At 34.6% G+C, this 16790-nt stretch carries 12 protein-coding genes; 9 read left to right on the top strand and 3 right to left on the bottom strand.

Features of this window, described 5'->3' with window-relative positions:
* Position 1 precedes the first annotated feature (1 nt).
* A complete protein-coding gene (locus B0M43_RS17010) occupies positions 2-403 on the top strand; it encodes a hypothetical protein (protein WP_078007172.1) in 402 nt (133 codons plus the stop codon).
* 63 nt (positions 404-466) lie between these two features.
* Positions 467-973: a hypothetical protein gene (locus tag B0M43_RS17005; protein ID WP_078007173.1), complete on the top strand. Its 507-nt coding sequence runs from the start codon at positions 467-469 to the stop codon at positions 971-973.
* A gap of 40 nt (positions 974-1013) precedes the next feature.
* Here B0M43_RS17005 and B0M43_RS17000 read toward each other — a convergent pair whose 3' ends face one another.
* Positions 1014-1556: a DUF1697 domain-containing protein gene (locus tag B0M43_RS17000; RefSeq protein WP_078007174.1), complete on the bottom strand. Its 543-nt coding sequence runs from the start codon at positions 1554-1556 to the stop codon at positions 1014-1016.
* A gap of 171 nt (positions 1557-1727) precedes the next feature.
* Here B0M43_RS17000 and recG point away from each other — a divergent pair, with 171 nt between their 5' ends.
* The 6 genes from recG (at position 1728) to B0M43_RS16970 (ending at position 11807) form a co-directional block, all read left to right on the top strand.
* Positions 1728-3836, top strand: coding sequence for an ATP-dependent DNA helicase RecG (recG, locus tag B0M43_RS16995; protein ID WP_078007175.1), 2109 nt, complete (start codon positions 1728-1730; stop codon positions 3834-3836).
* Between the two features lie 412 nt (positions 3837-4248).
* On the top strand, positions 4249-5310 hold the full coding sequence (locus B0M43_RS16990; RefSeq protein WP_078007176.1) for an efflux RND transporter periplasmic adaptor subunit: 1062 nt from the start codon (positions 4249-4251) through the stop codon (positions 5308-5310).
* A gap of 130 nt (positions 5311-5440) precedes the next feature.
* A complete protein-coding gene (locus tag B0M43_RS16985) occupies positions 5441-8539 on the top strand; it encodes an efflux RND transporter permease subunit (RefSeq protein ID WP_078007177.1) in 3099 nt (1032 codons plus the stop codon).
* Positions 8540-8612: 73 nt separating this feature from the next.
* The gene (locus B0M43_RS16980) at positions 8613-9920 is read left to right on the top strand and encodes a TolC family protein (protein ID WP_065450061.1); all 1308 of its coding nucleotides are present in this window, start codon (positions 8613-8615) and stop codon (positions 9918-9920) included.
* 26 nt (positions 9921-9946) lie between these two features.
* Positions 9947-10810, top strand: coding sequence for a bestrophin family protein (locus B0M43_RS16975; protein WP_078007178.1), 864 nt, complete (start codon positions 9947-9949; stop codon positions 10808-10810).
* Positions 10811-10883: 73 nt separating this feature from the next.
* Positions 10884-11807, top strand: coding sequence for an AraC family transcriptional regulator N-terminal domain-containing protein (locus B0M43_RS16970; RefSeq protein WP_065450059.1), 924 nt, complete (start codon positions 10884-10886; stop codon positions 11805-11807).
* 320 nt (positions 11808-12127) lie between these two features.
* On the opposite strand, the gene B0M43_RS16965 is transcribed toward B0M43_RS16970, so the two are convergent.
* Positions 12128-12502, bottom strand: a complete 375-nt coding sequence (locus B0M43_RS16965) for a DUF779 domain-containing protein (protein ID WP_065450058.1) — start codon at positions 12500-12502, stop codon at positions 12128-12130.
* A gap of 77 nt (positions 12503-12579) precedes the next feature.
* On the bottom strand, positions 12580-14085 hold the full coding sequence (locus B0M43_RS16960) for an aldehyde dehydrogenase family protein (RefSeq protein WP_065450057.1): 1506 nt from the start codon (positions 14083-14085) through the stop codon (positions 12580-12582).
* Positions 14086-14360: 275 nt separating this feature from the next.
* Between B0M43_RS16960 and pheT the strand changes: the two genes are divergently transcribed.
* Positions 14361-16781, top strand: a complete 2421-nt coding sequence (gene pheT, locus B0M43_RS16955) for a phenylalanine--tRNA ligase subunit beta (protein ID WP_078007179.1) — start codon at positions 14361-14363, stop codon at positions 16779-16781.
* Positions 16782-16790: the final 9 nt, after the last annotated feature.

The following is a 16790-nucleotide window of genomic DNA, read 5'->3' as shown; positions in this document are numbered from 1 at the left end:
GATGAAATTACTCTATTTTAAAAAGTTTTGTATACTTATATTAGTATTAACTATAACATTTGTTTGCCAGAGTTGTTTGGTAAGCCGATGTAAAAGGCCCCAAATTACTGGATATATTTATGATTCGATCACCAGAAAGCCAATTGAAAACTGTAACGTTGGAGAAAATCTAACGGACATAAAAGGTTATTTTCAATTAAAAGAATTGCGTTATTCTGAGTTTACTTTTGTTGGTTACGAAGCACCTCCGTTAATGGTAAATGAAGCAATTTATAAAGAAGGCTACGAAAAAAAATCGATCGAATTATTCAATCCGTTTGGTGGTGGAATCAGAAAAGGAGCTGTTCATAATTGTGATACTATATTCTTAAAAAAAGCTCCAATAATAGCTGTCGATAAATAATTTATTTTTTATTAAATTTAGAATTCAGTTTTAATCCAAATATTAATTTCATTAAACCATAATATGCCTGTAAAAGAAATTAGTTGCGAAATAAAAAAGGTTTTACAATTTCTCAATGACATAGGAATTGATGTCATTGAAAAAGAAGTAAACGAAAGTTTTTTACCCGGATTAAGCCTGGGACCAAATTGCATTTATGTTGATTACGATAAATTATTATATCCTGGTGATATTTTGCACGAAGCGGGACACTTAGCAGTTACCACATCTTCTGAAAGAAATAAAGTTGGCACAAGCGAAATGTCACCGGAATGGCCCACTCAGGCTGAAGAAATTGGTGCGATTTTATGGTCATTTGCGGCTGTAAATCATTTGCAATTACCGCTTGAATTTGTGTTTCATCCTAACGGTTATAAAAATGCATCGGAATGGTTTATTTCTAATTTTAATGATGAAAATTATATTGGATTACCATTTTTAGAATGGATTGGAATTACGCTCAGTAAAGATCGTGCACTTAAAGAAGGCAAAGAAGCTTTTCCTGCAATGCAAAAATGGTTAAGGGATTAATGCGCCAATTGCGACATTAGAAAATTTTCTAATTTTAAAACTATTCTGAATACATATTCAGCAAATTCGTAATAGTATTCCAATTTCGCATTGTTACAATAACATTCAGTTTTTTCTCGATATATTTACCTTCCAATCTTGTTTTTCCGGCACCAACGGCATATTTAATAAAAATCCTGTTTCCGTCAATACTGGCTTCATCCGGCTTAAACTGACTAATTTTCAGATCGTTTATATTCTCCTTTTTTAATTCCACCGAAGCAAAAGCAACGTATAGTTTTTTGGTATCCACCTCTTTTTCTTTTAAAAAAGGGCTGTTTTTAAAACACAGTTCTAAATCTTCTTTTTTAATGACAATGGTATAAACTTCATGTCCAAATATCTTAAAAATTTCCTGTTTGATTAGAAAACCAACTTTAGAAGCACTTTCTTCCTCGGTATCGACAAAAACATTTCCGGATTGCAAATAAGTGCGCACATTTGTAAAGCCAATATTTTCCAGCATGGTTTTCAAAGCTTCCATTTTTATCATATTGTGACCAGAAACGTTGATGGCGCGTAAAAGTGCTAAATGTGTTGTCATTTTTTGAATATTATTTTTTCAAAGATATTATTTTCTATACTTTAAATTCTCTTATTTTTAATTTTCCCAACAAAAAACTATCTTCGCTTTTCTGAAAAGAAAGATAATAGAATATAGATTTCGTCTTTGTTCACTATTCTAAAATCAGTAATCTAAAATCTAAAATAATTAATGTCTAATAATCTCCTTGAAACCCCAATAGAATACTTAAAAGGTGTTGGTCCTAGTCGTGGCCAATTGCTTCGTAAGGAATTGGGCATTCATAAATACAGGGATTTAGTTAATTTTTTTCCTAACAGGTATATTGACAGAACACGTTATTATAAGATTAACGAACTACAGAATACTGGTGCCGAAGTACAGATTATTGGTAAAATCATCAATATAAAAACCGTTGAATTTGCTAAAAACAAAAAGCGTCTGGTGGCCACTTTCGTGGATGATACAGGGCAAATCGACTTAAACTGGTTTCAGGGACATAAATGGATTCGGGAGAGTTTAAAAATAAATGAGGTTTGTGTAATTTTTGGTAAATGTTCACTTTACGGAAGTCAGTTCAGTATGGCGCATCCGGAAATTGAATTGTTGAGCGAACATGAAAAAAGCCTTCGCTCTGCTATGCAGCCCGTTTATCCGTCGACTGAAACGCTGACCAACAGAGGAATTTCAAACCGAACGATCAATAAAATGATGGAGCAATTGTTTCTTGAAACGCAGGCGCTATTCACAGAAACTTTTCCGCCTTATTTAATCGAAGAATTAAAATTAATCCCAAAAAGAGCCGCTTTATTCAACATTCATTTTCCTAAAAGCACTGATGCTTTGGCGAAAGCCCAATTTAGATTGAAATTTGAAGAACTATTCTTTATTCAATTGCAATTGATTACCAAAAATCTAATTAGGAAACACAAAATAAAAGGACATCCATTTACAAAAGTGGGTGAACTTTTTAATGATTTTTACCAGAATCATTTGCCGTTTCAACTCACAAATGCCCAGAAAAGAGTAGTAAAAGAAATTCGTTCAGACATGGGAAGTAATGCCCAAATGAACCGATTACTACAAGGAGATGTGGGTTCAGGAAAAACCATTGTCGCTTTTTTAAGTATGCTTTTGGCTATTGATAACGGTTTTCAGGCTTGCCTTATGGCGCCAACGGAAATCCTCGCCAATCAGCATTTTATTGGATTATCTGAGTTGGCTCAAACCTTAAATCTTAACATAAAAATATTAACGGGCTCGACTAAAATAGCAGCACGAAGAATCATCCACGAGGAACTCGAAAACGGAAGTTTACATATTATAATTGGCACACATGCTTTGCTTGAAGATAAAGTAAAATTCCAGAATTTAGGTTTGGCTGTAATTGATGAACAGCACCGTTTTGGCGTAGAACAAAGATCGAAATTGTGGAAGAAAAATGATATTCCGCCGCACGTTCTGGTGATGACTGCCACTCCTATTCCGAGAACTTTGGCGATGAGTTTGTACGGCGATCTTGATATTTCGGTAATTGATGAATTGCCTCCCGGCAGAAAACCTATTCAAACCGTACATCGTTTTGATAGTAACCGATTGAAAGTGTGGAAATTCCTAAGAGACGAAATCGCGCTGGGAAGACAAATATATATTGTTTATCCGCTGATTCAGGAATCCGAAAAAATGGATTACAAGGATTTAATGGACGGTTACGAAAGTATATCTCGTGATTTTCCATTGCCTCAATATTCGATTTCTATCTTACACGGAAAAATGAAACCGGCAGATAAAGATGCTGAAATGAAACGTTTCTCTGAAGGAAAAACCAATATTATGGTTGCAACAACTGTAATTGAAGTTGGTGTAAACGTACCAAACGCCAGTGTAATGATTATTGAAAGTGCAGAACGTTTTGGATTGTCTCAGCTGCATCAATTGCGTGGCCGCGTGGGGCGTGGTGCTGAACAAAGTTATTGCATTTTAATGACAAGCCATAAATTAAGCGATGACAGTAAAACCCGAATGCAAACCATGGTACAAACCAATGATGGTTTCGAAATTGCCGAAGTAGATCTTAAACTACGCGGACCGGGAGATTTAATGGGAACACAACAAAGCGGTGTTTTAAACCTTCAAATTGCTGATATTGTTCGTGACCGGGATATTTTAGGCTTAGCCAGAAACTACGCCATGAAAATCTTAAAAGAAGACGGTCCATTACAAAAACCGGAACATGCCGTTTTAAAAGCCGTTTTCATAGAGCTGACCAAGAAAAAGAATATTTGGAATTATATTAGCTAGGAAAGGGACTAAGGTTCTGAGGTGCTAAGTTTCTGAGTTTTTTTTAGAACAAAAATTTGAAATTTGGGATTTTAAAAATTGGGATTTCTAAAAATATTCTTACGCTTTAAGATCTCTAACTCCTTTAAAATGAAGTCATTTATTATATAAAATGCTACAAACTTTGATTAAATCAGGAATAGATTATCTAATCTTAAAGATTAAAACCTCAAAATAAATTCAAACTCATTAAACCTTTTTCCGAAAAGCATATCTAATTACAAAAAAGAAAGGAACAAAGCTGTTAAAAGACATTTAAAATTAACATTATACAAGTGTTAAATAAAACACAACATCTTTTGTTTTCGTTTCAAAAAGTTAATTTTGTTGGCTTACTAAAAACACATACCCAAAAAACATTTACCTCAATTTTATGAAAGTAAAAAACCTTATTTATGCCCTGCTGATTATATGCATCGGAGGATTTATCACCTACAGAATAGTTTCGAATAAAAAGAAGAATGACGAATCTAAAAATTTTGGAGACAAAGATAAACCTACCACAGTAACGGGAATTATAGTAAAAACTGCCACTTTCGATAATAACTTATCACTTTCAGGATCTATTGAAGCAAATGAACAAATAGAAATTCATAGTGAAGTTTCGGGAATTGTTGAAGGGATTTATTTTACTGAAGGTAGTTTCGTAAATAAAGGTCAGGTTCTGTTTAAGGTAAATGATATCGAACTTAAAGCTCAATTAAGACAGGCTGTAACCAAAGAAGGCCTCGCGGGTGAAAACGAAAGAAGAGCAAAATTGCTATTACAGAAAGAAGCTATCAGTCAGGAAGAATTTGATGTTGCTAATGCTGACTATGCTTCGATGAAAGCACAAACCCAATTGATAAGAGCGCAAATTGCAAAAACGGCTGTAAAAGCACCTTTCTCTGGCAAAATTGGTTTACGTTCTATATCGCCAGGAACCTACATTACTCCAACCGTTTTAGTAGCCAAATTAGTAAATACAGGAAAATTAAAAATCACATTTTCTATTCCTGAAAAATATGCTTCGCAAGTAAAATCAGGATCAACAATCGATTTTTCGGTTTCGGGATCTGAAAAAGTATACAATGCAAAAATTTATGCCATCGAGCCAGAAGTTGAAGTAGCAACACGTACCTTAAAAATTCGCGCTATTGCTGATAACATGGATGGAAAACTTTTTCCGGGAACTTTTGCGGATGTAAAATTACCCTTAAATATTATCAAAGATGCGATTGTAGTGCCTACAGAAGCTATTGTTCCGGTACAAAGCGGTAAAAAAGTATACATCGCCAATATGGGCAAAGCCAAAGAAGTCATGGTGGATGCTACTACAAGAACTGATGCTTCGATTTTGATTTTATCAGGATTAAAAGCCGGAGACACCTTAATTACCAGTGGCGTAATGTCATTAAAAAATGAGGCACCAATAAAAGTCAAAATAAAAAAATAATTTTAAGTTAAGAGTTGTGGGTTATGAGTTAGATCTGAGTTATAGGTTTTAAGCATCAAGTCTTATTTCTATTTTCTTTATTCTATTTTCTAAAATCTAAAATCTGAACTCTAAAATATAAAATCTCATCATGAGCTTATCAACTACTAGTATAAAAAGACCTGTTTTAACCATTGTACTGAATCTTCTGATTATTCTGTTCGGTTTCATTGGTTATACTTTTTTGGGTGTTCGCGAATTTCCTTCGATCGACCCTGCGCAGGTTTCCATTAGAACGAATTATACAGGAGCCAATTCTGACATTATTGAATCACAAATTACAGAACCTCTTGAAAAAGCGGTAAATGCAATTGACGGGATTCGAAACATCACATCCTCAAGTAATCAGGGAAGCAGTAATATTACCATAGAATTTAATCTGGACAAAGATCTTGAAGAAGCTGCAAACGATGTCCGCGATAAAGTTTCGCAAGCTGTTAGAAGTCTGCCACAGGATATTGATGCGCCACCGGTAGTTTCTAAAGCCGATGCTGACAGCGAATCTATTATTTCGATGACAGTACAAAGTGATAGCCGAAGTGCCTTGGAATTAAGTGATTATGCTGAAAATGTTATTTCACAGCGTTTAGAAACAATTCCTGGAGTGAGTGGTGTTCAGATTTGGGGACAAAAACGTTATGCTATGCGTTTGTGGATTGATCCGGTAAAATTAAATGCATATAACTGTACGGTTTCTGACGTTCGGGACGCATTGAACGCACAAAACGTAGAATTGCCTTCCGGAAAATTAACCGGAAACAATACCGAATTGACTGTAAAAACAATTGGAAATCTTTCAAAACCGGAAGAATTTAATAATATTATCATTCGAACAGACGGAGATAAAATTGTTCGTTTGAACGATGTTGGCGGTGCTGAATTAGGTCCTGAAAATATCGAGACTTCCTTAACATCTTCTGGACTTCCAATGATTGGTATGGCCATTGTGCCAATGCCGGGAGCCAATTATCTTGATATTTCAAAAGAATTTTACAAAAAATATGACGCATTAAAAAAGGATCTTCCAAAGGATATCAAGCTAAATATTGCACTTGACAATACTCTTTTCGTAAAAAAATCGGTACTTGAAGTAGCTGAAACCTTAGGAATTTCGATTATTTTGGTAATTATCATTATTTATCTGTTTTTTAGGGATTGGGCCATTGCCTTCAGACCTTTAATAGATATTCCGGTGTCTTTAATTGCTACATTTTTTATCATGTGGCTTTTTGGATTTTCCATTAATGTACTAACGCTTTTGGCTATTGTTTTAGCCACCGGTCTTGTGGTTGATGACGGAATTGTTGTAACAGAAAATATCTTCAAGAAAGTCGAAGAAGGAATGTCGCCAATTGAAGCGGCTATTAAAGGTTCTAATGAAATTTTCTATGCTGTAATTTCAATTTCAGTAACGCTCGCTGCCGTATTTTTGCCCGTAATTTTCTTAGAAGGATTCGTAGGCCGACTCTTTCGGGAATTTGGAGTCGTAATTGGGGCCGCGGTTTTAATTTCGGCCTTTGTATCCCTGACATTAACACCAATGCTGAATGCTTATTTGATGAAAGGCGGAGAACAGAAAAAATCAAAGTTCTACATTAAAACCGAACCTTTTTTCGAAAAATTAAATAGCGGATATGCTGACTCATTGAGCCGTTTTATGAATAAAAAATGGATCTCCTTCCCTATTCTTATTGCTTGTTTTGGGTTGATTTATTTATTTTTTACCATACTTCCAAAAGAAACTGCTCCTTATGATGACCGTAGTTCTGTAACAATGCGTATGACTACTCCTGAAGGTTCTTCTTATGAATATACCAATCGTTTTATGCAGGAAATGTCAAGACTGGTAGATGATTCTATCCCGGAGAAAAAAGTAAGTCTGGTTATTACCGCGGGAGGTTCCGGAGGTTCTGCAACAAATTCAGGTTTTATCAGGCTTTCGCTGAAAGAACCCAGTGAAAGAACCAAGTCTCAAAAAGAAATTGCTGATCAATTAACCAAATGGACTAAAAAATATCCGGATGCCAAAACATCTGTCATTCAGCAGCCTACAATCGCCGTGAACAGACGTGGAGGTTTACCAATTCAGTACATCATTCAGGCTCCAAATTTTGAAAAACTAAGAGAAAAAATTCCTGTTTTTATGAATGAAGTAGGTAAAAGTGATATTTTCTCGACTTCGGATGTTAATTTAAAATTTAATAAACCCGAAATCAATGTAAGTATTGATCGTGAAAAGGCAGAAAGTTTAGGAATATCAATTATGGATATTGCACAAACTTTACAGCTTTCGCTAAGCGGACAACGTTTTGGATATTTCATTAAAAACGGAAAACAATATCAGGTAATTGGTCAGTTTGATCAAAAAGACCGTTCGAAACCATTGGATTTAACCTCAATGTTTGTGCGAAACAAATCGGGGCAGCTGATTCAGATGGATAATGTTGTAAAAGTCGAAGAACAAAGTAATCCGCCGCAATTGTATCATAATAACAGATACATGTCGGCTACAGTTTCTGCAGGTTTAGCTCCAGGCAAAAGTATTAGCGATGGTATTCAGGAAATGGATCGAATTAAAGCTAAAGTTTTGGATCAGAGTTTTACCACCGATTTAAGTGGAGAATCACGAGATTTTGTCGAAAGCAGTTCGAATACTTCTTTTGCTTTTGGATTGGCTTTATTATTAATATTTTTAATTCTTGCAGCGCAGTTTGAGAGTTTTATCGATCCGTTGATTATTATTTTAACCGTGCCAATGGCAGTTGCGGGAGCTTTATTTTCATTATGGTTATTCAATCAAACCTGGAATATATTTAGTCAGATCGGTACCGTAATGCTTATTGGTCTGGTAACTAAAAATGGTATTTTGATTGTAGAATTTGCCAATCAGTTACGAGAACAGGGAAAACCAAAACTAGAAGCTATTCTGGAAGCGTCAGAAGCACGTTTACGTCCTATTTTAATGACCAGTTTGGCAATTGCTTTAGGAGCATTACCAATTGCAATGTCTCTTGGAGCTGCTTCTACCAGTAGAATCGGGATGGGAGTTGTAATTGTTGGAGGAACTATTTTCTCATTGGCTTTGACACTTTTTGTAATTCCGGCTATTTATCTGATGTGGTCCAAAGCCAGAAAACATTATCCTGAATTTGATCATATTGAAGAATATGAAAGAGAAAGCCATAAATAGATATTTAAATTTGAAATAATATAGAAGCTGGGAATTTCGTTTTAATAAAATTCCGCAGCTAATAAGTCATCATATGAAAACTAAAATAACATTAATAAGTTTCATTTTATTTTTGTTTTGTATAGCAAAAAGTAGCGCACAAGTCCTGACTATTGAGGATGCTATGAAAATAGCTTTAGAAAATAACTTTGAAATTAAGATTGCTAAAAACAATTCAACTATAAGCGAAACAAACGTTACCGTTGGAAACGCTGGTATCCTGCCAACAGCAACAGCTAATATCGTAGATAATAACAACGTTACAAACTCAACGCAGGTACGCCAGGACGGAACATCAACTACATTAAACAATGCAAAAAACAACAGTTTAACATATGGCGTTAGTTTGGGCTGGACTGTTTTTGACGGAATGAGAATGTTTGCCAGATACGATCAGTTAAAAGAACTCCAAAAATTAGGTGATGCGGAACTGAAAAGAACTATTTTGGTTAAAATTGGTCAGGTAAATTCTGCTTACTATGATTTAGTACAGCAACAACATCAATTAGCAGCTTTAGATACTACAATTGTAATTTCTAAACAAAGAGTTCAATTAGCACAAAACCGTTTTACCATTGGTAAAGCTTCAAAATTAGAAGTTCTAAATGCTCAGGTTGATTTAAACACAGATCAGGTTGCTTTATTAAGACAAAAAGAATCGTATAAAAATGCCAAGATTTTACTGAATCAATATTTGGCACGTGACCCCCAGATTGATTTTGCAGTAACTGATGTGGTTACCGTAGATAACAAATTGGTTTTGATAGATTTAATGGATCTTGCAAAAAAACAAAATCCGGCTTTAGAATCGCAAATAATCAATAAACGTATTGCCGAATTACAACTAAAACAAGTAAAAGCAAACCGATATCCAACGGTAAATTTAACTTCAGGTTATAATTTTTCTGAAAGCCAGTCAAGTTTAGGATTTACAAGCGAAAACTCTTCAAAAGGTTTTAATTATGGTTTTAATGCTTCGCTGAATATTTTTGATGGATTGAATCAGCATAGAAATGAAAAAGTAGCCAAATTGCAAATTGAAAATTCGCAAATTGCCATCGAACAACAAAGTATGATTTTGAATTCGCAATTGAGCACGGCTTTTCAAACGTATTTAACCAACTTAGAATTAATTGATTTAGAAGAAGATAACCAAGCTATTGCGAAACAAAATTTAGACATTACGCTTGATAAATTCAGAATTGGAACCATAACAACTCTTGATTTCAGAACGGCTCAGCTGAATTATGTGAATGCCAAAGTGCGTTACAGCAACGCACAATACGAGGCTAAATTATCTGAAATTGCCTTGAAAGAATTAGCAGGAAATATTAATTTTTAAAGTAAATTTGTTTCAAAACAAACTAAATGATCTCATATAATACCAAGGATTGGTTTACTTTTATTTTCCATGTTCATAAATCAGACACAGTAAGAAAACTGTTTCCGATAATGATTGCTATCGGAATATATTCTTCTATAATTGGGTATCTTGAAATCGCCTATTTTAAAGTTGGTAAAAACGATTATATCCATAACATCCCAATCATGCACGGAATGTTAGGTTTTGTGATTTCATTACTACTTGTATTTAGAACCAATACTGCTTACGATCGCTGGTGGGAAGGACGAAAATTATGGGGAGGTCTCGTAAATAATAGCCGTAATCTGGCTATTAAACTTTCGGCAATGCTTAAAGATGAAAATGATCGAAAATTCTTCAGAAAATTCATTCCAACTTATGCTTTAATTTTGCACAGGCATCTTCATGATTCTGAAACCAGTAAACAGCTTTTTGATGATGTAGATTTAGAAATTGATCATCACAAACACAAACCCAATCAGGTAAAAAGAATGATGTTTCATAAAATCAATGATTTGTATGATTCTAAAAAAATTACCGGAGAACAACTCATCATTTTAAACGAAGAATTACAATCTTTTACTGATATTTGTGGTGCGTGCGAAAGAATAAAAAACACGCCTATTTCTTACTCTTACAGTGCTTTTATCAAAAAATTTATTTTCTTTTATACCATGACACTGCCTTTTGGTTACTCCATTAGTCTGGGTTATTTTGTTGCTCCGGTTGTGGTTTTTATTTTTTATGTACTGGCGAGTTTAGAGCTTATTGCAGAGGAAATAGAAGATCCGTTTGGTGACGATGAAAATGATTTACCTACCAAAAAAATAGCCGAAAACATCAAAAAACATGTTGAGGAACTGATTTAATAAAACGTTAAATCTGCAATTGTTACTTCTATTTTGATTAAATTTAAAGTCGCCACTAAAAAATTTAATCGCAATGAACAATCAACGTGCTTTCATCAATCCTCCTCATTTATCCAATGAAAAATCATTAAAAACACTTGTCGAGAACAGAACAGTTTACACCTTAAATCATTGTGAATTAAATATTTTTGAAACTTACGAATCTTCTAAACTAGTTCCGCTAAAGTTTAATGATTTTGTAGTAACCAGTATGTTAAGAGGTAAAAAGATTATGCACCTTTTTGATGATCCCGGATTCGATTATTTACCGGGAGAAACAGTCGTTATTCCGTCAAACGTCGAAATGAAAATTGACTTTCCGGAAGCCTCAAGAGAAAACCCAACACAATGCCTGGCTCTGGCAATAGACAAATCTAAAATAACCGATACTTTAAATTTTTTAAATGAACGTTATCCTAAAGAAGGCAGCGACGCCTACTGGCAATTAAATTATCAGAATTATTTTTTCTACAATAATATTGATCTTGCCGCTACCATCAATAAACTAATTAAAGAATGCATGAGCACATCGATTACAAAAGACGCGCTCGCCGACTTAACATTGCAGGAATTATTAATCCGAATTATTCAGACGCAGACCGTAAAAGCTATCGACGAAGGAATTTTAATCCAATCGAATAATCCAATTTTTGAAGTTACTGAATTTATCAAACTCAATTTAAAAGAAAACATCAACCTTAAAAGTTTGAGCGAGAAAGCCTGCATGAGTACAGCTTCTTTTTATCGCTTTTTCAAACGGGAATTAGGCATGAGTCCGATTGAGTATGTTTTGAATGAAAAAATCAAACATGCCAAAAAGCTACTAAGAAATCCTGGTATTCAGATTAATGAAGTATGCTATTTATCCGGTTTTGAAGATGCTAATTATTTTACAAGACTTTTTAAAAAGCATGAAGGAATTACGCCTAAACAATATCAGTTGTTGTATGTTAATTGAATGTTCTAAGATTCTAAGGTGCTGAGATTCTGAGTTTTTTTTAGGCTATTTATTGTGTAATATTCATTTCTCAACGTTTATAAATCAACGTTTATGAACATACCATTTATTGTAGAGACGAACAGCAGTGCGTCTACGCTCCTGTTTTACATACCAATTTTCCCTTTCAATTTACAGAACATGTTAGACGCACTGCTTCCTATCTACGGTTAATCTTTGCGCATCAAAACCTTTGTCTTTTTGTTCCTCTGAACTCTTTGTATCTCTGAAGCTTTGTCTCTCTGAAACCTTAGAACCTCAGAATCTTAGCCACTTAGAACCTATTCTATAAAACTAACCGGTTCCAAATCCTTTTCCTCTTCCTCGGTAAAAATTCTATATTCGATTTGGAATGTTTTCTTTAAAGGAGTTTCTAACGAAAAACCGCCAACTCCAAAAGCATCGATTACTTTTAATGTAAAATGCGCGTGTTTCCAATATTCGAATAAATCTTTATCGACCCAAAATTCTGTATCTTCAATAGTGCCAATACAAACATCTCCCATTCGCTGATAATATCCTCCTTTTTCAAAACATTGTGGCTGCGTTCCTTCGCAACATCCTCCTGCTTGGTAAAACATCAAATCACCGTGTTTTTCTTTTAGAATCTTTATCAAATCAATGGCATTATCGGTGGCATCCAGTCTCTTTATCATGATCTTTTTTTTAAAATTAAATTTACAAAAAAAGGCAAGTCAGAAACTTACCTTTTTCAAACCAACATAATAACAAATTAAAAGAAGCCCAATTTCTTTTTATCATAAGAAATCAGCATATTTTTTGTCTGACGGTATTGTCCTAACATCATTTTATGGTTTTCACGACCAATTCCTGATTGTTTATAACCTCCAAAAGGTGCACCAGCAGGATAAGAATGGTACTGATTGATCCAGACACGACCTGACTGAATGGCTCTTGGAACCTGATAGATTTCATGTGCATCACGTGTCCAAACCCCGGCACCTAAACCATACATCGTATCATTGGCAATTTCGATCGCTTCTTCTGTAGTTTTAAAAGTAGTAACAGCGAGAACAGGTCCAAAAATTTCTTCCTGAAAAATTCTCATTTTGTTATGTCCTTTAAACAAGGTTGGTTTAATGTAATAACCACCCTCAAGATCTCCTCCTAAATGATTTTCGTCTCCTCCTGTTAAAAGTTCTGCTCCTTCTTCTTTACCCAATTTTATATAGGACATGATTTTTTCTTTCTGAACCAATGAAGTCTGTGCACCTATCATAGTCGACTTATCCAATGGATTTCCGGCAATAATAGCTTCTGTCCTTTCGATTACTTTAGCAATAAATTTTTCGTAAATATCTTCATGAATTAACAATCTCGACGGACAAGTACAAATTTCACCTTGATTTAAAGCAAATAATACCGCGCCTTCGATTGCTTTATCAAAGAAATCATCATCGTGATCTGCAACTGAAGGGAAGAAAATATTTGGAGATTTTCCTCCTAGTTCCAACGTTACCGGAATAATATTTTCTGTAGCATATTGCATTACCAATCGTCCTGTAGTGGTTGATCCGGTAAAGGCTGCCTTAGCCACTTTTTTATTGGTAACCAACGGACGACCAAGCTCGGCACCAAAACCGTTTACGATATTCAGCACTCCCGGAGGCAGGATATCGCCTATTAATTCCATTAAAACTAAAATAGAAATTGGTGTGCTTTCTGCAGGTTTCAGAACGATCGTATTTCCTGCAGCTAGTGCAGGAGCGATTTTCCATACTGCCATTAGAATTGGGAAATTCCAAGGGATAATCTGGGCAACAACACCTAATGGTTCGCTTAAAGCAATCGAAACCGTTTGGGAATCCAATTCTGCAATAGAGCTTTCTTCGGCACGAATTACACCTGCGAAATATCTAAAATGGTCAATTGCCAGTGGAATATCCGCCGCAAGTGTTTCACGAATTGGTTTTCCGTTATCGATTGTTTCTACCGTTGCAATATACTCAAGATTGTCTTCTATTTTTTGCGCAATTTTATTGAGTAAAATACTTCTTTCGGTAACTGAGGTTTTTCCCCATGTCTTAAACGCTTCATAAGCTGCATCAACAGCCAATTCTAAATCCTCTTTTCCTGAATGTGCTGCTTTTGTAAATACTTTTCCATCAATTGGAGAAAGAACGTCAAAATATTCTCCTTTTACCGGAGCTGTAAATTTTCCGTTAATATAATTATCGTATTTTGCCTTAAATTCAGGTCTTTGTGTGGCATTATTCATAACATTATCATTTTTGATTCATTTCAAATTTACCTTCATAATCTGAAACAGAATAGCACTTTTCATTCATCCACTAGCACAAAACTTACACATTCGTTTTTATAACAATGTTTTAGTAATTAATTAGTAAAATATTAGCATTAAAAATAGCAACTATTCAATACAAATCGATTTTGAAAGAAATTAAAACATCACAAAAAAACCAAATAAATTCTTTCTTACTACCACCCGCAATCCTTATATTTGTATCCTTATACAAGAATAAAAAAGTTAACATGAAAATATCTTACAACTGGTTAAAACAATTTATTAAAACAGACTGGACCTCTGAGCAAACTTCAGAATTACTTACAGATTTAGGTCTTGAAGTAGAAGTTGTCGAAAAATACCAATCAGTTAAAGGCGGTTTAGAAGGAGTAGTTGTAGGACACGTACTTACTTGCGAGAAGCACCCTGATGCAGATAGATTAAAAGTTACAACTGTAAATATTGGTTTAGAAGCTCCTATACAAATTGTTTGTGGTGCAGCTAATGTTGCAGCAGGACAAAAAGTGCCTGTAGCCACTATAGGAACCGTTTTATATGATAAAGAAGGTGGTGAATTCACCATTAAAAAAGGAAAAATACGTGGACAGGAAAGTCACGGAATGATTTGTGCCGAAGATGAGCTGGGTTTAGGTACAAGCCACGACGGAATCATGATTCTGGATGAAAAGTTAATACCAGGAACTCCTGCTGCTGAAGTTTTTAAGGTAGCTAATGATGAAGTGTTCGAAATTGGCTTAACACCAAATCGTGCTGATGCCATGAGTCATCTTGGAACTGCGCGTGACTTAAGAGCCGGAATGCTTCAGCGTGGTGTAAACGTAGAATTGATCACACCTTCTGTGAGTAATTTTAGAGTAGACATGCGTACTTTAAAAATTGATGTTAATGTCGAAGAACCGCTTATGGCTCCAAGATATTGCGGTGTAACCATTTCAGGGATTTCTGTTCAGGAATCTCCAGCATGGCTGCAAGATCGTTTAAAAGCTATTGGTTTAACTCCAAAAAATAATATTGTCGATGTTACCAATTATGTTTTGCATGAGTTAGGACAACCTTTACATGCTTTTGATGCTGCTAAAATCAACGGAAAAATAATTGTAAAAACACTTCCTGAAGGAACTAAATTTGTTACTTTGGATGATGTTGAAAGAACATTACACAAAGAAGATTTAATGATTTGCGACGAAAAAGGCCCACTTTGTATTGCAGGTGTTTTTGGAGGAAAAAAATCAGGAGTATCTGATGGTACAACAACTATTTTCTTAGAAAGTGCTTATTTTGATGCTGTAAGTGTTCGTAAAACAGCAAAAAGACATCAATTGAATACGGATGCCTCTTTTAGATTTGAGAGAGGAATTGACCCAACGATTACAGAATATGCATTGAAACGCGCTGCTCTATTAATTCTGGAAGTTGCAGGCGGAAAAATAACATCTGATGTTGTAGAAGTTTATCCTAAAAAAATAGAAGATTTCTCTGTTTTACTGAACTTTAGTCATGTTTCTAAAATTATCGGACAGGAAATTCCAAAAGATACGATCAAAAAAATCCTGGTTTCTTTAGATATAAAAGTAAACAGCGTTTCTGATTCGGGTTTAGGACTAACAATACCTGCCTATCGTGTAGACGTGCAGCGTGAAATTGATGTTATCGAAGAAATTTTAAGGGTTTACGGTTATAACAATATCAATTTCTCTAAAAAATTCAATGCAACGGTTTCTAATTCACCAAGAACAGAAGATTATAAAGTACAAAATGTAATCGCATCGCAACTGAATTCTCAGGGATTTCATGAAATGATGGCCAACTCTTTGACAACAGCAGCTTACGCTAAATTATCAACTGTTTTAAAAGAAGAGCATAATGTTACGATGCTGAATCCGTTAAGCAGCGATTTATCTACTATGCGTCAATCATTATTGTTCTCTGGTTTAGAAGCGATTTCGTATAACATTAACAGAAAAAATGCTGATTTAAAATTATTCGAATTCGGAAAATCATATCATAAATATCTTAACGGATACGAAGAACACAAACATTTGACTTTGTTGATTTCCGGAAACAGAAACAAAGAAAGCTGGACCAATCCGCAAAAAACTACTGATTTCTTTTTATTAAAAGGATACGTAAAAGGAATTCTGGCTCGTTTAGGAATTGATAAAATTTCGAATGCTCCTGTACAATCTGATATTTTTTCGGAAGGAACTGCAATTTGCTACAACAATGATACATTAGTAGAAATGGGCGTGGTTAAAAAGTCAATCCTAAAACATTTCGGAATCAAACAAGATGTTTATTTTGCTGATTTTAACTGGGATTTGATATTGAAGATTATCACCGGAAAAATCAAATATTCTGACATTCCTAAATATCCTGAAGTTCGCAGGGATTTAGCTTTATTGATTGACAAGAACACGACTTATGAAAGTATTTTTAATCTTGCTAAGCAAACAGAGAAGTTACTTTTAAAAGATGTTAATCTATTTGACGTTTATGAAGGAAGTAAGCTTCCTGAAGACAAAAAGTCGTATGCTTTGAGCTTTACCATTCAGGACAATACAAAAACGCTTACAGATGCTCAAATTGATAAAATCATGTCAAAACTGCAACATGCTTTTGAAACGGAGCTTGGCGCTAGTTTAAGATAAAAAATTTAC

Source organism: Flavobacterium sp. KBS0721 (assembly GCF_002007065.3).
In the GTDB taxonomy this organism is placed as follows: Bacteria; Bacteroidota; Bacteroidia; order Flavobacteriales; family Flavobacteriaceae; genus Flavobacterium; species Flavobacterium piscis.
Note: the sequence above shows the minus strand (reverse complement) of the source record. Positions and strands in the feature narration are given on the sequence as shown.